This window comes from Staphylococcus sp. FSL W8-0271 (assembly GCF_038006605.1).
Lineage (GTDB): Bacteria > Bacillota > Bacilli > Staphylococcales > Staphylococcaceae > Staphylococcus > Staphylococcus cohnii.
Map to the genome: position 1 here is coordinate 1,509,703 of NZ_JBBOVM010000001.1, position 22,079 is coordinate 1,531,781.

Genomic DNA, 22,079 nt, shown 5'->3' on the forward strand with positions numbered 1-22,079 from the left:
ACGGGCCTTTTTTATCTATAATTCCTAATTTTGTTTTCTTATATTCATCAAACTGTGCAATCTATCTCTTAGATATTTATAGCTTTAAGATTTAAAAAATAGTGAACTTACTTTGTCAAAAAGCAGTTCACTATTTTTGGTTTTTATTGTTTTATAAAGTTTGTTGTACTTTGGTATTGCTCAGTTTGCACTTCTAAAATAAGTGGAATACGTTGTTTTAGTTCGCTAACATGAGAAATAATTCCAACCATTCTACCAGAAGATTTTAAACTAAGTAGTGTATCCAAAGCAGTTTCCAGCGTTTCCTGATCTAAGGTACCAAATCCCTCGTCTATAAACATAGAATCTAAAGCAATTCCACCAGATTCTTGTTGCACCACTTCACTCAAACCTAATGCCAGCGCTAAAGAGGCTTGGAAGGTTTCCCCTCCCGATAACGAGGTGATATGTCTCTTTTTATTAGAGTGAGAATCAAATACATCTATTTCCAAACCACTATACCCTTTTGAAGTTTGTTCTCTTCTAACTAATTGATACCTTTCACCCGTCATCAATGATAAGCGTTGGTTCGCATGAGCAAGTATTCGTTCTAAATAATATATTAAAACAAAATTTTCCAAAGTTAATTTTTGTTCATTTTTTCCAGATAATACTTCTGCTAATTGAAAAACTTCTTGTTGTTCTTGTAATTCTTTTTCTAAATGATTTATAACAGCATAAATATTATCGATTTTCTTATTGTTAAATTCAAGCTTATAATTATGTTGACTTAACATCGATTTAGCTTGATCTAGTTGTATTTTTTCTTGTTCAAAATCTTTTTTTAATTGAGAAATATCACGTAATTCTTGGTTATTAATTTCTGCTTGTAGTTGATTAATGATAATTTCAAATTGTTGTTTCTCTTGATTGAATTTATTTATTTCCGCTTCTATTTTTGCTTTATTAGGAATTTCATTAATAGTGTGTTCTACATCTTTCAATGATGTAAAGCCTATCCTATTCATTTCATGATCAATTTTATGATTTGCTTCTTTAATATCCTTTTGCAAACTCTTTATAGTATCTTCTAGATGTGCTTTATTATTCATTTCAAGTGACAATTCGTTATTATATTTTTGAATTTGTTGTACTAACCATTCATATTTCTTTTGATATTCATTTACTTTCTCTAATGATTTATCATAAGCGGTCATAAACTTATTCACATCTTTATATTGTGTGGTATTTTCAAAGTCATTAATCATCTGCGTGCTTTCATCTAATTTGAATTGTTTTGTTTTTAAATCCAATTCTAACTCATGTGATTTTTGCCTTAAACTTAAAATTTTCTCTTTAAGGTTTCTAATTTCTTCATTTTCCTCTTCTATTAATCTTTTTTCTTTCAAAAGGTTATCCTTAGTTAATTCAAGCTCTGTATAGTTAATTTTTTCTAACTCATCTAAATTAAATTTATGTAATTGTTCTAAGATGTGCTGTAATTCACTATCATATTTGATTTTTTGTTCTTTTAACTTTAGGCGTTGTTGTTCAATATTATTGAGTTGGTCGTGTCTTTTGGTAAGTTCATCAAAATCAATATGATGTTCAATTTCATGAATCTCATTCCCACAAAGTGGGCATTTGTCACCTTTAGAAAGCACTGATTGCAATTTAATAATCATATCTTGTTTATTATTTAAATCTATATTTGTTTTATCAATAGTTTTATATTTATCATCTAATGTATTTATTTCAGATTTTATATGTTCATTTTTCGTTGTTATGTCACTTTGTCGTTTTTGCAACGTTTGATATTCTTTTTTATTTAACTCATTTTGTTTTTTAATTTTAATTTCATTATCTAACTGATGTATTTTTTCATTAAGTTGTTCATTTCTTTTATAATCTGGCTCTCTATCATTTAATTTTTCAATATATTGATTAAGTTGTTGCTTTTGTTTTTCGTACTGTGATTTAAACTCAGCGTATGTGTTTTTTAAATTTTCGATTTGCTGGTATAGTTTTTTATATTTATCAATTTTTTTATAAAATATTTTACAATTTTCTATAAATGTTTTCGATTTATCTATTGTTTCAGATAAGTCTTTATGTTTTGCTAATTGTTTCTCACAATCTTCTAATTGCTCCTGTAAATTTGATACGCTTGTTATTGTTTTTGTTTTATCTTTTTCTATCTCTTTATGCTTTTTTAAAAGTTTTTCTTTTGAGTCTAATAAATTGGAAAGTGGTCTTACCTCATTGATTTCATTTAATAATTTTATTTGATTTTTTATATAACTTTGATTGGATAACAATGCTTCTTGTTTTTGTTTATTTTCTTCAAGGCTTGTTATTGCATCTTGAAGTTTCAAATTACGATTTAATAAATTTTCAGCTTGCTCAAATTTTTCAATTCTTCTTTTTTCAGCTGCTAATAAATCATTTTGAATAGATTGGCCTATGCTTTTGAATTGTGGTATTAATGCTTTGATTTTATCAGTTTGTCTTGAACTTACTTCTTTATACTCATTTAATAGGGTCTCATCAAAAGTCTCTAAATCCATCCAATCCGTTTCAAGTGTATGATATCGCTTTTCAATATTCGCCCTTACCTCTTTAACATCATCATTTAACAATTTTTGTATTTCTTCAAATCTTTGACTATTAAACAATGTTCTTAGTATTTCTTGTTTTTCTATGCTTTTAGATAATAAGAAACGTTTAAATTCACCCTGAGGAAGGATAAATAATTGTCTAAACTGTTCTGAATTAACTCCTAGTAACGTTCTAATAAATTGATTTCCAGCATTCACTTTACTTTCACGTAATTCAAATGTATCTTCAAGTTGATAAATTGAAAGTTGTCCAAGTGTTTTATTTTTATTTCCTTCTTTTACAAATGCACCTTGTCGATTAATTTTATAAATACTATCTCTCAATTTAAACTCGAACTCAACGACCATTGGTGATTTACCATCTGCAAAGTGACTACGTAAATCCCCTTCATTCCTATCTTTTGTCGATGCCTCTCCAAATAAGGCAAATACAATTGCGTCAAATATCATTGTTTTTCCTGAACCCGTTTTACCACTAATTAAAAACAATTGATCATTATTTACTTGTTGAAAATCAATGGTTTCGTCTAAAAATGGGCCGAAATTTGTTAATTTTAATGTTAAAGGTCTCATTTAGTCTGATCTCCTTCAAGTAAATAATTTAATACTTTACCAATTTTATTATTTTGAATGCTTGTTAGTGATTGATCCGTCATATTCTCAAAAAATTTATTAATAATTGTTGTATCATCTAATTTTTGTATTTCTATATTTTCATGATGTAACGGCGTATTAAATTCAAAAGAACTATTGGTAAGCGCCAACGTGTTTGGGTATATTTGTTTCAAATGCATCATAGGATCACTAACATGTGACATATGTTTTAACTTAAAATGTAAATAGTTGTTTTTATCTTTTATGCTTAGTTTTTCTTGAATAGCGTCTTCATAATCCCCTTCAATCACTTCTAATTGTCTTAAAGGCGTTAATGGCCTAAATATATTTTTTAATTTATGATCAATCATTTCAATTACTCTATAACCTTTAGGTTGCGTAGTTTCTGAAAAAGAATATTGTAATAAAGAACCACTATAATGAATAAAATCCGAATCTATACTAAATGGATGATGTAAATGACCTAGTAGCACTGCTTCAAATTGCTGAAATGAATTTGCTGTAACTGATTCAACAGTGCCAATCGTCAATGCTCTCTCAGATTCAGTGCGAATACCACCTTGAACTGTAAGATGGCCTATTAGTATATTGACTTTATTTTGATTAATATTCTGCGTCATAAATTCTATTGATTTACTCACGGCTTGTTGATGTGTTTCTATCGTTTTATCATTAAAGAAATAACTCGTTTCATTCACTGTAGAAAATGGTAATGTATAAAAATCAATATTTCCAATGGTAATAGGGTCACACATATCCTCAAGTGATGTTCTGATATAAAGTTGAGATTTTTCAAACCACTTTGAGCCATAATTTAACCGTTCTTTACCATCATGGTTTCCACTTATCATCACTAACGGAATATTCATTTCTAAATTTAATGTATTAATTGTATTTTCCAATAACTGTATTGCAGCTTTGTTGGGATAACTAGTATCATATAAATCACCTGCAATTACGATTACATCTGGTTTTTCGTCGCTCATTTTTTTAATAAATTGATCTAATATATATGCTTGGTCTTCTAGCAATGATTTTCCGTTCAAAATCCGTCCTAAATGCCAATCAGCTGTATGTACAATTTTCATTCTATCACTCCTAATAGAACATCCGTTCGATTTTATGATATAATACTCGTCCTTAATACTCAAGTAATTTTTCAAAATATAAAAGGGGCTACTTAAATTCCATGATTTTTAAGGAAATTTAGTAGCCCTTGAGTATTAAGCAAATTCAATTACTCTAATATAATTATTACTTCTTTCGCTTATTTAATTAATGTTTTCTTAACTTTTTTATATTGATATAACATAGCCAATCTCCAAGGTACAATCATACAAAAAGCAAGTAAGAAAAACATGCCCCCAATTTCACCTGGATCTATTTTATTACTTATAAATATTTTCAAAATTGTTCTGATTAACAACAGTGAAATTAAGATAATAGGAAAAGCTTTAGACCGCTTCATGTATACTTCACTACCGGATGTTTCAAATCGAGAAGTCCAAATTAATATCGTTGAGAAAAGAACACCTAATACGATGCACTCTATTATTTCCATACCGGTTAATCTGAAATAAGGTACCACATACATTAATGCACCTGTTGCCATGAAAAATGGCGGTAAAATAATTTTCTTTTCATTTACTGGATATTGCTGCGCTTTCATTCTTACAACGATTACCCCAATACCCATTAAAAAAGCTACAACTATAGAAAAAACTAAATATAACATGCTTACACCTTCTTTATGTTACTGGCTTAATCTCCACCTCAAATAGTATATCATTTTACTATTTAACATTCAGTAATTTTAATATGTTTTCATTTGGTCTATATAGCATGTTATTTAGCCTTATCTGTATATTTCAAAATTCAATTATGTATAGGTGATATAGTATCAAAAGATTAATGCCAACGTCGGGAGGTAATGATAGAAAATTACTCAAAATAAAATAAGCCCTGTTTCAGACTTATCTTATTCATTGCTATTTAAATAGCGCGTGTTGTATCACAAGCTGACAATGCATTTTCTAAAGTATATCTAAGATAATTCATATCATGAATTTGCATCGCGTTATGATATTCTTTGAAAGCTTCATCAGTAGAAAAGTTAATATGCATATTTGCTAATCGATCTAAAACTTCTTTGTCTTCCATGTCATAAGCACTCTTCACTTATTAATACCTCCCTTATATATACAAATTATAACAAATATGATTTTACAATCAAATATTTACTGAATATTTAAAAAATAAATTACATTCACTATCACTTTAATTATTTTAATGCTCAATTAAAAAAACTTAATCCATCTATAAAATTTCGAATCATTAAAGTATGATTTTCAAATGACAAAATTGAGTAGCATCACATTTATATGATCGAACCAGGGTGATATTCTCATTTTTTAAATATAATAGGAGTTTGTTCAAACCAAAAAAGCTGACGATTTACTAGTAGGTAGTAATCATCAGCTTTTCTCAAGACATTATTTCTTCTTCTTGAATGCGTCGTCTTGATTTTTATTCATCATCGTCATCATTTGATTTATTTTCTTTTGAGATGGTTTTTGACCCATTTGCATCATCATCATTCGTAGCATTTCTTCATTAATTGGTGGGTTCTTTTTCAGATAATCCATCATATATTTTCTCGCAAGGAAAAATCCACCGACTAGTCCTAGAATTAGTGCTAACACGATTAATAAAATTGCTAACCAAGTTGCCATTGTTTCACCCACTTTCCTATCCTAATGCATTTTACTAAAATAACCACTCCTTTTCAAGAGTGACTCATTTAATTTATATTTCCAACCTTATGTATTATATCAATTCTAATTTCAGTTTGTAAATATAATCCAATCTTTATTTATAATTAAAAATTGGTATGAGAACAAAAGCTCTCATACCAAAAATATTACCTATCTTTTTATCTTAATAATTAGAACGTTTGAATTTGATTTAAGACATTTTCTTTAGTGAAACCATATTTTTCAACTACTAAATCACCAGGCGCACTTGCACCAAATCCATCAATACCAATCACTTTACCTTCAGTACCAACATATTTATGCCAACCTAATGATGATGCCATTTCAATAGCAACACGTTTTGTAATTGAAGCAGGTAAGATAGATGCTTTATATTCATCGGATTGTTGATCAAATGCATTCCAGTTAGGCATTGATACAACACGTACACCTTTACCTTGTCCTTCTAAATCTTTAGCAGCTTCAATAGCTAAATTAACTTCTGAACCTGTAGCTAATAGTAAGTACTCTGGATCTTTATCTGATTCAAACACTACATAAGCACCTTTACGTACACCTTCTTCAACAGTTTCTTTAGGTAAGTCCATTGTTGTTAGGTTTTGACGTGTTAACACTAAAGATGTAGGTGTATTTTCTGATTCCATTGCTACTTCCCAAGCTACACGTGTTTCATTACCGTCAGCTGGACGAATAACATTCATGTTTGGAATTGCACGTAAACCAGATAATTGTTCGATTGGTTCATGTGTTGGGCCATCTTCACCAACTGCAATTGAATCATGCGTGAAAATAAATGTTGAATTTAATCCCATGATTGCTGATAAACGAAGGGCTGGTTTTAAATAGTCACTAAACACGAAGAAAGTTGCACCATATGGGTGTAAACCACCGTGAGCTGCCATACCATTTACTGCAGCACCCATTGCAAATTCACGTACACCAAACCAGATATTTTTACCTTCAGGTGTATCTTTATCAAAGTCAACCGCATCTTTAACGTTTGATTTGTTTGAACCTGCTAAGTCAGCTGAACCACCAAAGAATGAAGGGACTGTTTTACTTAGCGCTTGTATTACTTCACCAGAATCTGCACGTGAAGCACCACTATGGCCAGCTTCAAATTCTGGCAATTCGTTTGAGTAGTTCGTTGGTAATTTACCACTGATTGCTAATTTGAATTCTTCAGCTAATTCTGGATATTTTTCACTGTATGTTTCAACAAGTTTATTCCAGTTTTCTTCTTTTTCATTAGCACGTTTCAACATTGTTTGTTGGAAAATTTCATATACTTCATCTGGTACGTTAAAGCGTTTTTCAGGATCCAAACCATAGTTTTCTAAAGCTAATTTTCTTTCTTCTTCACCTAGTGGAGCACCGTGTACGCCATGAGAAGCTTGTTTATTAGGCGCGCCGTAACCAATGATTGTTTTCACTTCAATGATTGTTGGTACATCTGCAGTTTTAGCTTCATTAATAGCATTATCAATAGCATCTATATCATTACCATCTTTAACTAAAATGTGTTTCCAACCATATGATTCAAAACGCGTTTTAATATCTTCAGAAAATGCTTTGTTTAAATCTCCATCTAAAGAAATGTCATTTGAGTCATATAATACAATAAGTTTATCTAATTGTGTATGACCAGCTAATGATGCTGCTTCATGTGAAATACCTTCCATTAAATCTCCATCAGATGCTATCACGTAAGTATGGTGATCTATTACATTAGCATCTTCTTTATTAAACTTACCAGCAAGATGTTTTTCAGCCATTGCCATACCTACAGACATAGCAAAACCTTGTCCTAATGGTCCAGTTGTTACTTCAACACCATCTGTATGTCTAAACTCTGGATGACCTGGAGTTTTTGAACCCCATTGTCTAAACTGTTTTAATTCATCCAATTCTAAACTACCTGAAACGTGTAATAAACTGTATAACAATGCAGAACCATGGCCTGCAGATAGTACAAAACGATCTCTATCGAAGAAATCTTTTGATTGGGGGTTGAAATTTAAGTGGCGTGTCCATAATGTATATGCCATTGGAGCTGCGCCCATTGGTAATCCAGGGTGACCTGAGTTTGCTTGTTCAACAGCATCGATACTTAAGGCTCTTATCGTATCTATCGCTAATTGATCTTTTTCTTTATTCATCTAAATGACTTCCTTTCTTATAGCAAGTTTCATTACTATTATACCTTATTTAGTAATTATTTAACAAAAAATTGATTTAGTTATTATCTTTTTTATCTTTAGAATCTAATATTTTTTTCACCTTTTCAGGCGTTACATCATTGCCCTCAGGATCAATAACTCTTGTACTTTCAATTTGTTTTTTAAAGCTTTGTCGGAAGGAATCTAAATATGCTTTTCTTAATTTCGATTGTTCTTTTGATTCAGATTCAGTCAATCCTTGTTCTTTTTTCTTTTTTGCTAACTCATTTATACGCTTAATATCTACGGCATCATTTTTCGCCATAATAAACCTCCGTAATTCATAATATAGAAAATATAACAAAAAAATAAGCGAAACTAAATAGTTACGCTTACTTTACCATTCTACTAAATAAATTCACTTTCACAATATATTTGGTTTAATATTTTATTTGGCTTTTGCTAAAAATTGATTGAGCGTCCGTTCGCTTTTTTCATCTGAATTCATTTGATACTGTTCGTCTTTTGTAGAAATATTTGTGATTTGATGATCTGTCATTTCGTACGTTTGTTCTGATTCCGTATTATAATAAGCACTTAATATAAATACAGTACTTAAAATCATTGTAACTAGCAACACTGTAATATAAGGTTTAATTTGATATATATATAGTTTAAACATATAAGTCACTCCTAGAACGTTTGTTTGTACTTAAACTTTATCAGAACATCTGTTCTCTGTCAACAAGAAAACGAACAAACGTTTGTAAACATTAACAATACATGCTATAATAAAAACAAATTAACGTAGGGAGTGCCTATTATGAGAGAATTAACTAAGCGACAAAATGAGATTTTTGAGTATATTAAACAGACTGTTCATTCAAAGGGTTATCCACCAAGTGTTCGGGAAATTGGTGAAGCTGTTGGTTTAGCATCTAGCTCAACTGTACATGGACATCTATCCAGATTAGAAGAAAAAGGTTATATAAAAAGAGATCCAACTAAACCACGTGCAATTGAAATTGTTACCGAACAATTAGGTGAAACCGTGAATATGGAATCTACAATTCACGTGCCAGTCATTGGAAAAGTAACAGCTGGTATACCTATTACTGCTGTTGAAAATGTTGAAGAGTATTTTCCGTTACCCGAGCATTTTACCTCAACGCATAACAGCGATATTTTCATCTTAAATGTTGTTGGTGATAGCATGATTGAAGCGGGAATATTAGATGGGGATAAAGTTATCGTAAGAAGCCAAACGATTGCTGAAAATGGTGATATTATTGTAGCAATGACTGAGGACAATGAAGCTACAGTCAAGCGTTTTTACAAAGAAAAAATACGATACCGTTTACAGCCGGAAAATAGTACAATGTCGCCAATCTATTTAGATCAAGTTGCTGTTTTAGGTAAAGTTGTCGGTCTATTTAGAGAAATTTAATTTTATAGATAAAGACACTCTCAATAAATAAGAGGCTACGCTTATAGCGTAGCCTCTTATTTATTGTCATTTTTTTCTAAGACATCTTTCACTTTTTCTAGTATATCTTCTGTTTGATCTTTTTTATTTGTTGTCATAATACCTCATCCTCACAGAATATAGATACCCTTTTCAACAATGCATAAACACTATCCCATATAATTTTCAGTCCAATAAGGTTGTTTATGTTTATTAAAGTCAACGCCGACACCTAAAGTATTAAATTCTTTTTTAAGAATATTTTTTCTATGACCTAAAGAGTTCATTAATCCTTGATGAGCATAAATACTACTTGGTTGACCATAAGCTAAATTCTCGCCAGCTGCATTAAAATCATGTCCATCTTGTTCTAATCTATCAAAAGGTGAATCCCCAGATTGATTATTATGGTCAAAATAATTATTCTCAGCCATGTCATTACTGTGTTTGCGTGCTGTATCAGAGATAGTTTCAGAATAATCTAATGTATTTAACCCATGTTGTACTCTTTCAGCATTGACCAAATCAAAATTTTGAAGTTCAAAACTTTTTGCTAAATTACGCGAAGGCGTTGCATATTGATTTTGAAGTCTATTCTCCATTTTTTCACTTACTAATAGTAGCGCAGTGAGATTGTTGTCATTATGCTTATCATAAAAAGCTGTCGTGTAAATATTGTCTTTTTTAAAATTATCAAATTCATTGTCGCGAACGTCAATACTCATATGACCTTTACGTTTTGTAGTTATCGGATCACCTAATCGTTCTCTAACTATATCTTTAGGAGTACTATATTTAATTTTAGATTTTGAAGAAATAACATTTTGATTACTGTATAGTCCGTTCACTTTACCTTTAATATAACTTACCATAATAAAACTTCTATAATTCTCCGAATAATACGCATACCATTGTGTACCATATTCATTTGAAGTAACACGTTTTGCTTTACCTAGTTTACTTTCAACTTTAGCCTTCGACATATTCATTTGAATATTATTCAAAGCAAATTCTTGCTCATCAGGTACTTTCAAAGCATTTTGAGTTTGTGACTGTTCAGATGATGACCAACTATCTACTTTTGCTTTAAATTGTTGTTGTAAATTTTCTAAAGGTGTAAATTCTTTGATTGGAACAATTAAAACGATACAAAGAAGTACAATTACATATAATAAAAATCGTTTAATTTTTTACACCTACTAGTTTATTAATCTCTGTCTCCATTAAAAATGGAGTTTCTTACTATAACATAATCTACTTTAGTCAATGAATTTAAATCATCGCCACCTGCATATGAAATAGAACTTTGTAAATCTTGTTGCATTTCAATTAATGTATCTTTCAATAAACCTTTATGTTCAACAAACATTTTTTTACCTTCAACGTTTTTGTGTTCACCTTTTTGGAACTCAGATGCACTGCCAAAATATTCTTTATACATCTTTCCATCTAATTCAACAGTTTCACCAGGAGATTCTTCATGTGCTGCAAATAATGAGCCAACCATAACCATTGATGCACCAAAACGAATTGATTTAGCAATATCACCGTGCGTTCTGACACCTCCATCAGCTATGATTGGTTTTCTTGCAGCTTTACTACAATGGTTCAACGCTGCTAATTGCCAACCACCTGTGCCAAATCCAGTTTTAATTTTTGTAATACAAACGCGACCTGGTCCAATTCCAACCTTAGTTGCATCTGCACCAGCATTTTCTAATTCACGGACACCTTCTGGCGTTCCAACATTACCTGCAATAACAAATGCTTCAGGTATATGGTTTTTAATATGTTTAATCATATTAATAACGGCATCAGAATGCCCATGTGCGATATCAATTGTAATATACTCCGGAATTACATTATCCTGTGCTAATTTTTCCACAAAATCAAATTCACGGTCTTTAATACCAACTGAAATTGAAGCAAATAACCCTTTATCATGCATTTTCTTTACAAATGGTATACGTGCTTCTTCATCGAATCTATGCATGATATAGAAGTAATCATTTTCAGCGAACCATTCTGCTAATGTTTCATTCATTACTGTTTGCATATTTGCAGGCACCACTGGCAATTTAAATGATTTTGGACCAAATTTCACAGTAGTATCACATTCTGAACGGCTATTAACAATACATTTATTTGGAATAAGCTGTATATCTTCGTAATCAAATATCTTCATAATTAAATAAACCCCTAACATTTATTAATAAAATAGTATTTAAAGGTAAGATTTTCAAATAAAATTCATAACTCTAAATAGAAATACTTAAACATACGATAGTTATTTCCGAACAATGACATTTTATTTATCTTTACCAATAGTTAATATACATGCTTTTTCCCTAAATGTAAATGAACTAAAGTCTTAAATTACCAACTTGATTTTTTCACGCCAGGAATTTGTCCTTTATGTGCATGTTCTCTAAACGCTATACGTGACATTTCAAATTTTCTTAGCACACCTCTTGGACGACCAGTTACTTTACATCTACGTGTCAGTCTTGTTGGTGAAGCATCTCTTGGTAATTTTCTTAATGCTTCATAATCACCTTTTTCTTTTAACGTTTTTCTTAATTCATAATATTGTGCTACTAAGCGTTCTCTTTTTTGTTCCTTAGCAATTTTGGATTTTTTTGCCATAATGTTCTCTCCTTTTGCAAATCGTAATTATTACGTTTTATATAATAACACATTCTCTTTATTTATCAAACTGAAAATATTTATATTATTAACATTCACATAATGGCTAGAAATTTAAGTTTAATTAACTACACACTTTTCAACGATCAATCTTATTGAAATTAATGAAAGAATATGATAATATTTTAAAACGTAATGATTCCTGTTAAGAAAGAGGTGTTAACTTTGCGCGTAAATATAACATTAGCTTGTACTGAATGTGGTGATCGTAACTATATTAGCACTAAAAACAAGCGTAATAATCCAGAACGAATTGAACTTAAAAAATTCTGTCCACGATTAAATAAATACACTTTACATCGTGAAACAAAATAATTCTGTGCTTTCATTATCTTTTTTATACGACATTCAAACTAATTATCTGGGATATAAACGTCTCGGACTTAGTATTTACGTCAATTCTATTTCTTTACTATAGAATTGACGTTTTTTATATTTTTTTATGGTAAAAAAACGCTGACATATATCACATTTGTAAGAAAATGATAAGTTTATTATTTTGATTATGGCCTCTTTGTACCATTTTAAGATTTAAATGTTAATTGAATCACCGAAATTGAAAGGTGATTTAAAACCTTTACATGCACAAAAATATTATAGTTTATTTCAAATTATAATTTATTCACCAAAATTAATAGTTATTTAACAATAAAGTACTTAATTAACACTTTTAAATAGGTATAGAGACTACTAATAAAGGTTGTTAAGCCTTATAATAGATAGAGTATATTAAAGATGTGGAGGCGTATCATATGGAAAATCGTCATATTACAAATGAACAAAAAAGGCACATTATAGATTCAATAACGGAGAAAACAAAAGATAAAAGTATATGTAACTGCGGACATCCAAATATTGAAATATTAGACGGACATTATTTCCTACCATTGTTAACTGCTTCTTTAGGCAATGACCCGACACCTATGATAACTTTATTATGTAATCATTGCGGTAAAATGCATTTCTATTCACAAAATTTCTTAGGTATCAAAACTCGATAATTATTTTTTAGCGATTGTGAAATAAATAACTGTTCATCATTCAGTCGCATCATATGATGAGAGCGATAGTTAACAACCTTTAAAAACCTACAAAGCCTGACTTTGTAGGTTTTTATATGTGGAAAATTAATAAAAGCAAAGCAATACTTACAACAAAGACTTGGTATAATTAAATATAAAAACGGATGATTTTTACTTTATATCGTAAAAATCATCCGCTAAAAATTATACACAAACTACATATACCTCGAATATTTTGCATAAATTAATTATTTTATAAAATTCCTTATACCATTGAAACTTAAATATTCATGTATAATAAGATGCATTTATTAATCTGCAATTTCTAAATCTACATCATTAATGTCAATGCCTAGTGCTTTCGCAACACCTTTACCATATTCGCTATCCGCTTTATAACAGTGACGAATATGACGATGTTGTACTTCTAAAGTAGTGCCTTGCATTTCATTAGCTGTATTTTCAAAAATACGTTCTTGTTGTTCTTTTGATTGTAATCTGAATAAACGACCTGGTTGTTCGAAGTAGTTATCATCATCTTCTCTTAAATCATATTCATATGCTTCACCTTCAATTTTTAGACCAGGTTTTTTAAATTCAGGTTGATCTTCAAATGAGCCATCACTATTAGGATAGTAATGAGTACTGCCACCTTGATTATTATCAATAATTCTCATTTGGCCATCACGGCTGAATGGGCAAATATTTTCCATACCTACACCTTTAGGTTGGTTAACTGGGATTTGCCAATGGTTCACACCTAATCTATAACGTTGTGCATCACCATATGAGAAAAGTCTACCTTGTAGCATTCTGTCTGGAGAGAAATCTATACCAGGTACAATATTTGTTGGCGCGAAAGCAGCTTGTTCAACATCTTGGAAATAGTTGTCTGGATTACGATTTAATTCAAACTCTCCAACTTCTATTAATGGATAGTCTCCTTTATACCAAACTTTTGTTAAATCAAACGGATTATCTTTATGGTTACGCGCTTGTTCTTCAGTCATAACTTGAATATACATTTTCCATTTTGGATAGTCTTTATTTTCAATTGCTTCAAATAAATCACGTTGTGATGATTCTCTGTCTTCAGCAATTACGCTAGCTGCTTCATCAGGTTGTAAATTTTCAATACCTTGTTGCGTTCTGTGGTGGAATTTCACCCAAACACGTTCACCTTTATCATTGTACATAGAATACGTATGGGAGCCAAATCCGTGCATGTTTCTAAAGCCCTTAGGAATACCACGGTCTGACATTAAAATTGTTACTTGGTGCAATGCTTCAGGTAAAGATGTCCAGAAATCCCAGTTGTTTTGTGCACTTCTCATATTTGTTCTTGGATCACGCTTCAGTGCGTGGTTTAAACTTGCAAATAATTTTGGATCTCTAAAGAAGAACACTGGTGTATTGTTTCCTACTAAATCCCAGTTCCCTTCATCTGTATAAAATTTCAATGCAAATCCACGAATATCACGTTCAGCATCAGCTGCACCTCTTTCACCTGCTACTGTTGAAAAACGTGCAAACATTTCTGTTTGTTTACCTACTTCAGAAAAAATGCTTGCTGAAGTATATTGTGTAATATCATTTGTAACTGTAAATGTACCAAATGCACCTGAACCTTTTGCATGCATACGTCTTTCAGGAATAACTTCTCTATCAAAATGAGCCATTTGCTCTAAAAAGTACCAATCTTGCATTAATAATGGTCCTCTAGGGCCTGCTGTCATACTATTTTCTCTATCTGAAATTGGTGCGCCAAATAGGCTCGTCAACTTTTTCTTGTTACTCATAATATTTCCCCCGCTTTTTCTTATTAATAATAATTATTACCTAGTATTTATTTTAATCTATAATATTTGTAAAAGCAACTCACAATACATCTATAAAATAACAATTTTCAAAATATTTGAATATTTTATGGCTTTAAAGTCATAAAAAGCATTGCTCTTAAATCATAAAACCATTAAAATGGAGAATATATTTAAAATTCAATAGACTATAGGAGACTGTATTATGGCACAAAACAATATGAACCGTGGTCTTAATTCTAGACACATTTCTATGATAGCAATTGGTGGTGCAATTGGCACAGGCTTGTTTGTAGCTACTGGAAGTGTAATATCACAAGCAGGACCAGGTGGTGCAATATTAGCTTACTTAATTATTGGCGTGATGTTATATTTCTTAATGTCTTCAATCGGTGAACTTGCCACCTTTTATCCGGTTTCAGGTTCTTTTAGTTCTTATTCAACCCGTTTTGTTGATAGTTCCCTAGGTTTCACCATGGGATGGCTATATTGGGCAATTTGGCTACTAGTAACCAGCGTTGATATTATTATTTCTTCAAGTGTAATTTATTATTGGGATTTCTTCCAATTTTTCAGTCCAGTTACTTGGAGTATTATCTTCCTTGCCATACTTTTCTTACTTAATATTTTCTCTGTAAAAGCTTTCGGTGAAACAGAATTTTGGTTATCACTTATCAAAGTTGCAACAATAATTATTTTCATCGTAATTGGTGTATTGACGATTATTGGAATCTTAGGTGGGAAGACATATGGTCTAGGTAACTACGTAACAGGAGAAGCTCCTTTTGTAGGAGGCATCTCTGGCTTCCTAGGTGTCTTGCTCGTCGCTGGATTCTCTGTCGGCGGTACCGAAGTGGTAGCCGTAACAGCTGGAGAATCATCAAATCCAAGTCATTCAATGCCAAAAGCAATTAAACAAGTGTTTTGGAGAATATTATTGTTCTATGTTTTATCAATTGCTGTTATTTCAGCTATTATTCCTTACACAGACCCACTGTTATTAAACAAAAGTGAATCTGTATCACAGAGTCCTTTTACAATCGTATTTGATCGTGTAGGTATTGCCTTTGCCGCTTCGGTTATTAATGCTGTTATTTTAACTTCATTATTATCTGCTGCGAATTCAGGCATTTATACTACAAGTAGAATGCTTTTCTCAATGGCAGAAGATAAACAAGCACCTAAATTTTTGAGTAAATTAAATAAAACTACAAAGTTACCTTTAGTGTCATTGTTCGTAACTTTTATTATTGTTTTATTTATAATTATAATTGCTCAGTTTAAATCAGATATCGTCTTTTCACTATTAAATATTATTGGTTCTTTAGTCATCGTTGTTTGGGCTTCTAGTATCGTAGCGCAAATCAGACTGCGTTCAGCGATTAAAAAACAAAATTTGAATCCTGATGAAGTACTACCTTATAAAGCGCCCTTCTATCCTTTAGGACCAATCATAGTCATCATTGCATTACTATTCTTATTCATAGGTAATTCAATTGGTGCGATTTTAGCTGGTGACATGAGCGTTTTAATTAGAAACCTATCGCCGATGGTAATTTTAGCTATCATTTACTTTGTTCATAAATTAATACGACAAACTAAAATTGTTAAACTCAAAGACATTGATTTAAAAGAACATGATTATAATTAATGAATTGCACTGTAAAAGTATTTCAAGATTACTTTTACAGTGCTTTTTTTAATGTTGCAAACCTTACATTTATTTATTACCTACTTGTTCAAAAATAAACCTCAACCATGAGAATTTATAATAATTAAAAGCATATCATATTTTCAGATATCCAAAACTAAGGTATAATGAAGTTAATAATTTAATGACTTAGAGGTGGAAATTATGATTGGACAAACAAACCTATTTGACGATATTTTAGAAACTGACGAGCGTTTCGTTATTGTTGTACAATCACTTGAAGAAAGACATGATCAATTAATCAAACGCACATTAAGAGAGTATCCAAGTTTAGATCATTCACAAATGGAAAGTCTTTTTAGCCATCTTAAAGAATTATTTTCAGAAGAAGAATTTGAAGAAAATCAGTCAGCATTTTCAATCACAGTTTATACTAATTTAAACTATGCTGCAGATAATGTTTATGCTCATGTTAAAAGACATCGAGGCAAAAATGAATGGACTCATACTGCTAAATAGACAATTAATTGCACGTATGACATAAAAATATCTAATACACAAAACGGGGTAACAGAATCACATTTTTCATGTAGATTTCGCTACCCCGTTTTTATTTATTTACAAAGAATTGAATATAAATACTACAAAATTAAAGAAGTTTCAATATAACTTAATATTAAATGAGAGTCATGTCACTTTTATTTGCTGCGTTTAGTAAAAAGATTGGTATTTCTATATTGCCATTAGAACATTATAGTTTGCATGATTATTTAATCGTGTAAGAAATGCATTTAAATAATCATTATTTGGAAAACGGCACTCTAAAAGATAGCATGGATCTCCTATAACTTTATAGTTATTCATAACAAAAATGCTTTCTTTCTGAATGAAATCAAGATATGAATTATGAGAAATTTTATGAGTATAAATATTAATAAATACATGAACTTTACAGTTTAGTGCATCTTGGTTTAAAGCGATCGTGTATCCAGTAATTACATTATCATCCTCTAATTTCTTCACTCTATTTGTTGCTGCTTGACCAGTTAGATTTACTTTTTCTCCTAATTTCTTCATTGAAATTTTACTATTATTTTTTAACTCACTTATTATTTTTTTATCTAATTCATCCATTTTTATCACCCACTTTCAATTTTCAAGTATTTAGTTAAAAACGCTTTGAAATTTATATTTAAATAGGTAGATTGTCTAATTAAAATAAATATATACAAAAAATTTGGAGGAAGTATTTATGAACATAACACATATAAGAAATGCTACAAGCATCATTGAGTATGCAGACAAAAAGTTTTTAATCGATCCGATGTTAGGCGAAAAAGGATCTTTTGCAAGTTTTCCTGATGCTCCAGGGGAAGAGTTAGAGAACCCTCTTGTCGACTTACCTATGTCTCTAGAAGACATAATTAAAGATATTGACGCGATTATTTTAACACATCTGCATATTGATCATTTTGATGAAAAAGCCCAAAAACATTTACCAAAAGACATCAAGGTATTTGTACAAGACAAAAACGACGCAGAAGAAGTTAAATGTGTTGGTTTTAAAGATGTAGAAATATTAAGTGAGTATACAACGTTTCAAGATATTAAACTAATAAAAACACCTGGTGAACATGGTAGAGGTGAAATATTAGAAATTATTGGTTCTGTATGTGGCGTTATTTTTGATCATCCTAAAGAACAAAGACTATATATTGCAGGAGATACTGTATGGTATAGCGAGATTAAAAATGTAATAAAATACTATGAGCCTGAAGTTATCATTGTTAACGGTGGTGACAACCAATTTTATGAAGGTAGCTCATTAATTATGAATGAGTATGATGTATATAAAGTAGCAAAAGAAGCATCTAATTCCAAAATTATTGTAGTGCATATGGAAGCAGTAACTCATTGGAATTTATCTAGAAAAAGATTAAACCAATTTGTAAATGAAAAAGGATTAGGAGATCAAGTATTAATCCCAGATGACGGTGATAGTTACCATATGTAGATATGTAGAAAGGAACTATTATGAATAACAAAATATGGTCTAAAGATTTTGTAATATATTCTATCATTAACTTTTTATTAATACTCGTATATTTTTTACTAAATTCTACTATAACTAATTATGCTCAAACTGAATATAATTCATCTAGTTTAATGATGGGCTTTATAGCAAGTGTATTCATAGTGGGGGCATTAATTGGTAGAGTTCTTACTGGATTTATTAAAATAACGAAAAAAATATTCATCTTAAATATGGCGATTTATTTCGTATCAATTATTTTATATTTTATAAACTTAGGCGAATATTTTTTAGTATTTGTTCGATTAGTAAATGGGCTATCTGCAGGTATCACTACAACAATAGTGGGTACTATTGTTGCTTTAGTCATCCCCCAATCGCGTAAAGGTGAAGGAATTAGCTATTTTGCATTAAGTACTGCACTCGCTACAGGATTTGGTCCATTTATTGGAATATCTTTAACACAGAATTCTAATTTAATGAATATTTTTTATGCCAGTTTGATCTTTGCAATATTAAGTTTGCTAATGTCATTTTTAATCAAAGTACCTTATAACGAAAATAAAAAAGAAATATCTGTGAAAAACTTAATGAATAAATCTACGATACCAATTGGACTTATTATATTTTTAAGTGCATTTTCCTTTTCAGGTATAGTCTCGTACATTAATCTGTACGCAATCCAAATTGATTTGGTAAAAGCAGCAAGTTTCTTCTTCATAATATATACAGCTTCAGTATTAGCATCTAGACCATTCACAGGAAAGATTGCTGATATTTATGGAGCAAATAAAATTATGTATCCAGCCCTTATATTCTTTTTTGTTGGCTTACTTTTACTAAGTATCAGTAATGATGACTGGATGATGTTATTGTCAGGACTATTTATTGGGCTTGGTTTTGGTAACATTTCCTCAATCACTCAAACAATTGCGGTCAGTGGAGCTAAACCAGAAAATGTAGGATTAGCTACTTCAACATTTATGATTTTTATGGATCTTGGAAATGGATTAGGACCCTATATATTAGGAATTGGAATCCCAATTTTAGGTTATGCGGGAATATATAAAATCCTTGCGGTTATTATTCTATTAGCACTTATTTTATATTACTTTTTACATGGAAAGAATAGTAAAAAAATCATATAATATTTTGAATGTTAAATTAAGTATTAAAAACGTTGACTTGTAAGTTTTATAAATCATTTATTAAACATAAATTTGACATTTTCTGTCAATATTAGCTTTTATCATTGTACTGAAAGATATATAAATAAATTGAACACTTTCGCTTTGATTTCTATGTAGTCTTATTTAAACTTTATGATTGTTGCCAATGCTTATAAAATATAATATTGATATAAAAAAAAGCCCCAAAAAGATTTCTTTCTAATAAAATCCTTTTGGGCAAAATTTTAGGATTTGAACCCTATTATTAACATATTAATCTTTGATTATCTTACGATTTGTCATTTATTTTAATAATTTATTCAAACTGTGTGGTATGCCATCATTATCATTTGTTAAAGTAACTTCATCAGCAACAGCTTTGACATCATCATTTGCATTGCCCATAGCAACAGCTTTACCAACTACTTTTAACATCGATATATCATTTGAACTATCACCGAAACCAATAACTTGAGATAATTTTATATCTAATTTTTGACACAATTCAGTGATAGCATTTCCTTTAGATACACCCTGCGCCATAAATTCTAAGAAAAACGGTTTACTTGTAGTAACGTCAATATTTTCATTAAAATGACCGTCTAAATCATTTCTTATACTTGTAATATTTGGGACGTAATCAATCCCCATAACTTTAGGTACGTCCTCTTGAATATATGCTTTTAAATCATCCACTTGTTTCATTGGCAAGCCTGTGAGTTCTGATTCTATATTCATATATTCATGTTCGCCTTCATATACGATATAACCATCTTGGTAAGTCAAAACAAACAATTTTTGATCCCTACAAAAGTCTACAATACTATCAAAATCAGACTTCGACACAGTGCGACTCACTTCCACTTTTTCATCAGAAACTTTAACTGTTTTTCCACCATTATAACTTATGACATAACTGTCATGTTGGTCTAATTTCAAATGTTTTGCTGTAGGCATCATACCATTTGTTGGTCTACCCGAAGCGAGTACAACTTTATAACCTTGCGCTTGTATATCTATTAAATATTGGGCTGTTTCAACACTAACTTTGTTATCTGAAGTCATTAATGTATCATCCATATCCATCACTATTAATTTATATCCCATCTTGCTATCTCCTTTCAACCTCTACAAGACTATATTATAACAAATAAATCAAACTAATATACTATTTCAGATTCCACTCCTGTAATATTAACTGTAACGAGTTCAGATCGACAATTCGTAAATTCACGTTTAAGTTCTCTCACTAATTCGCCGCTTCGTTCAGGTGCTATCAAGGTTAAAACAGTTGGACCTGCACCACTAATAACTGTAGCATAAGATTTATATTGTTTTGCAATTTGTTTAATGGTTTGAAATTCTGGGATTAGATGTTGTCGATATGGTTCATGAAAACCGTCTTGTTCCATCATCTTGCCAGCAAGTTCATAATTTTGTTGTATTAAAGCACTAATCATTGTATTACTGATAGCACTATTTCTAACAGCATTTTTATGTGAAAATGTTTCCGGAAGCACATTCCTTGAAAGCGTCGTACTTAATTCATTTGATGGTATTGTTATGATAATATCAGCTTTGGGTGGATCAATATATGATACATCCGTCACTTTTGTTTCAGGATCGTAGTATCCTAAGACAAGCCCCCCGTAAATTGTAGGTGCTACATTGTCAGGATGTCCTTCAAATTCAGTTGCCAATTGCAATAATTCATATTTAGAAAGCTCTATATCACCAAAATAATTAGCTATGTATAATCCCCCTACTAGTGCAGAAGCAGAGGAGCCTAAGCCTCTAGCTAGTGGGATTTCACTTCTCATTTCTATAGATAAAGACGGTAAAGTCACGTCATATTTATTAGCCACTTGTTGTGCAATTTGATAAATATAGTGCGATTCGTCTGTAGGTAATGATTCAACATTTGGCCCAATATGTTGAAAAGTCCATCTATCACTATGGTTAATTCGCACATCAAGATATAAAAATTTATTTAAAGCCATTCCAATAGAATCAAATCCGACACCTAAATTAGCAGTAGATGCCGGTATTTTTAAATGTAAACGTACACTCAT

22 protein-coding genes are annotated in these 22,079 nt (G+C 30.6%); 7 read left to right on the forward strand and 15 right to left on the reverse strand.

From position 1 onward, the window contains the following. Positions 1 to 143 precede the first annotated feature (143 nt). From sbcC to sosA, 8 genes are all read right to left on the reverse strand, one after another. Positions 144 to 3,170, reverse strand: coding sequence for an exonuclease subunit SbcC (gene sbcC, locus NST87_RS07455; protein WP_040030119.1), 3,027 nt, complete (start codon positions 3,168 to 3,170; stop codon positions 144 to 146). Continuing rightward, positions 3,167 to 4,300 (reverse strand): exonuclease subunit SbcD, encoded by a 1,134-nt coding sequence (sbcD, locus tag NST87_RS07460; protein WP_040030118.1) that lies wholly within the window; start codon positions 4,298 to 4,300, stop codon positions 3,167 to 3,169. The genes sbcC and sbcD overlap by 4 nt, the downstream gene beginning before the upstream one ends. Positions 4,301 to 4,479: 179 nt before the next feature. Next, positions 4,480 to 4,947, reverse strand: a complete 468-nt coding sequence (locus NST87_RS07465; RefSeq protein ID WP_019467984.1) for a CcdC family protein — start codon at positions 4,945 to 4,947, stop codon at positions 4,480 to 4,482. A 257-nt stretch (positions 4,948 to 5,204) separates the two neighbouring features. Beyond that, positions 5,205 to 5,390 carry a hypothetical protein gene (locus NST87_RS07470; protein ID WP_019467985.1) on the reverse strand — a complete coding sequence of 62 codons (186 nt, stop codon included), beginning with the start codon at positions 5,388 to 5,390 and terminating at the stop codon, positions 5,205 to 5,207. A gap of 314 nt (positions 5,391 to 5,704) precedes the next feature. Then, entirely contained in the window at positions 5,705 to 5,944 is a 240-nt protein-coding gene (locus NST87_RS07475; protein ID WP_019467986.1) for a YneF family protein, read from the reverse strand. A gap of 212 nt (positions 5,945 to 6,156) precedes the next feature. Next, the gene (tkt, locus tag NST87_RS07480) at positions 6,157 to 8,145 is read right to left on the reverse strand and encodes a transketolase (RefSeq protein ID WP_019467987.1); all 1,989 of its coding nucleotides are present in this window, start codon (positions 8,143 to 8,145) and stop codon (positions 6,157 to 6,159) included. 76 nt (positions 8,146 to 8,221) lie between these two features. Beyond that, a complete protein-coding gene (locus NST87_RS07485; RefSeq protein WP_019467988.1) occupies positions 8,222 to 8,470 on the reverse strand; it encodes a DUF896 domain-containing protein in 249 nt (82 codons plus the stop codon). A 123-nt stretch (positions 8,471 to 8,593) separates the two neighbouring features. Continuing rightward, positions 8,594 to 8,827 carry a DNA damage-induced cell division inhibitor SosA gene (gene sosA / locus NST87_RS07490; RefSeq protein WP_019467989.1) on the reverse strand — a complete coding sequence of 78 codons (234 nt, stop codon included), beginning with the start codon at positions 8,825 to 8,827 and terminating at the stop codon, positions 8,594 to 8,596. 141 nt (positions 8,828 to 8,968) lie between these two features. On the opposite strand from sosA, the gene lexA reads away from it, so the two are divergent. Then, positions 8,969 to 9,592, forward strand: coding sequence for a transcriptional repressor LexA (gene lexA / locus NST87_RS07495; protein ID WP_340721503.1), 624 nt, complete (start codon positions 8,969 to 8,971; stop codon positions 9,590 to 9,592). A 188-nt stretch (positions 9,593 to 9,780) separates the two neighbouring features. On the opposite strand, the gene NST87_RS07500 is transcribed toward lexA, so the two are convergent. The 3 genes from NST87_RS07500 to rpsN form a co-directional block, all read right to left on the reverse strand. Further along, complete coding sequence (locus tag NST87_RS07500) at positions 9,781 to 10,797, reverse strand: CAP domain-containing protein (protein WP_340721772.1); 1,017 nt, start codon at positions 10,795 to 10,797, stop codon at positions 9,781 to 9,783. 20 nt (positions 10,798 to 10,817) lie between these two features. Further along, positions 10,818 to 11,795, reverse strand: coding sequence for a GMP reductase (gene guaC / locus NST87_RS07505; RefSeq protein WP_340721504.1), 978 nt, complete (start codon positions 11,793 to 11,795; stop codon positions 10,818 to 10,820). Positions 11,796 to 11,986: 191 nt separating this feature from the next. Continuing rightward, positions 11,987 to 12,256 (reverse strand): 30S ribosomal protein S14, encoded by a 270-nt coding sequence (gene rpsN / locus NST87_RS07510; protein ID WP_019467805.1) that lies wholly within the window; start codon positions 12,254 to 12,256, stop codon positions 11,987 to 11,989. Positions 12,257 to 12,481: 225 nt separating this feature from the next. On the opposite strand from rpsN, the gene rpmG reads away from it, so the two are divergent. Together rpmG and NST87_RS07520 are read left to right on the forward strand one after the other, a co-directional pair. Then, positions 12,482 to 12,631, forward strand: a complete 150-nt coding sequence (gene rpmG, locus NST87_RS07515) for a 50S ribosomal protein L33 (RefSeq protein WP_017724369.1) — start codon at positions 12,482 to 12,484, stop codon at positions 12,629 to 12,631. 437 nt (positions 12,632 to 13,068) lie between these two features. Continuing rightward, complete coding sequence (locus NST87_RS07520) at positions 13,069 to 13,317, forward strand: hypothetical protein (protein ID WP_019467806.1); 249 nt, start codon at positions 13,069 to 13,071, stop codon at positions 13,315 to 13,317. Between the two features lie 332 nt (positions 13,318 to 13,649). On the opposite strand, the gene NST87_RS07525 is transcribed toward NST87_RS07520, so the two are convergent. After that, entirely contained in the window at positions 13,650 to 15,137 is a 1,488-nt protein-coding gene (locus NST87_RS07525) for a catalase (protein WP_340721505.1), read from the reverse strand. 223 nt (positions 15,138 to 15,360) lie between these two features. On the opposite strand from NST87_RS07525, the gene NST87_RS07530 reads away from it, so the two are divergent. Both NST87_RS07530 and NST87_RS07535 read left to right on the forward strand, forming a co-directional pair. After that, positions 15,361 to 16,806: an amino acid permease gene (locus tag NST87_RS07530; protein WP_071560395.1), complete on the forward strand. Its 1,446-nt coding sequence runs from the start codon at positions 15,361 to 15,363 to the stop codon at positions 16,804 to 16,806. A gap of 204 nt (positions 16,807 to 17,010) precedes the next feature. Continuing rightward, entirely contained in the window at positions 17,011 to 17,325 is a 315-nt protein-coding gene (locus tag NST87_RS07535; protein WP_019467809.1) for a hypothetical protein, read from the forward strand. Positions 17,326 to 17,538: 213 nt separating this feature from the next. Here the strand turns inward: NST87_RS07535 and NST87_RS07540 are convergent, their stop codons facing one another. Then, positions 17,539 to 17,940, reverse strand: a complete 402-nt coding sequence (locus NST87_RS07540) for an Lrp/AsnC family transcriptional regulator (protein ID WP_019467810.1) — start codon at positions 17,938 to 17,940, stop codon at positions 17,539 to 17,541. 118 nt (positions 17,941 to 18,058) lie between these two features. Between NST87_RS07540 and NST87_RS07545 the strand changes: the two genes are divergently transcribed. Together NST87_RS07545 and NST87_RS07550 are read left to right on the forward strand one after the other, a co-directional pair. Further along, positions 18,059 to 18,820, forward strand: a complete 762-nt coding sequence (locus tag NST87_RS07545; protein WP_019467811.1) for an MBL fold metallo-hydrolase — start codon at positions 18,059 to 18,061, stop codon at positions 18,818 to 18,820. A 20-nt stretch (positions 18,821 to 18,840) separates the two neighbouring features. Further along, positions 18,841 to 19,986, forward strand: coding sequence for an MFS transporter (locus tag NST87_RS07550; RefSeq protein WP_019467812.1), 1,146 nt, complete (start codon positions 18,841 to 18,843; stop codon positions 19,984 to 19,986). Positions 19,987 to 20,310: 324 nt separating this feature from the next. Here NST87_RS07550 and NST87_RS07555 read toward each other — a convergent pair whose 3' ends face one another. Continuing rightward, on the reverse strand, positions 20,311 to 21,114 hold the full coding sequence (locus tag NST87_RS07555) for a Cof-type HAD-IIB family hydrolase (RefSeq protein ID WP_019467813.1): 804 nt from the start codon (positions 21,112 to 21,114) through the stop codon (positions 20,311 to 20,313). Positions 21,115 to 21,167: 53 nt separating this feature from the next. After that, entirely contained in the window at positions 21,168 to 22,079 is a 912-nt protein-coding gene (gene thrB, locus NST87_RS07560) for a homoserine kinase (protein ID WP_040030117.1), read from the reverse strand.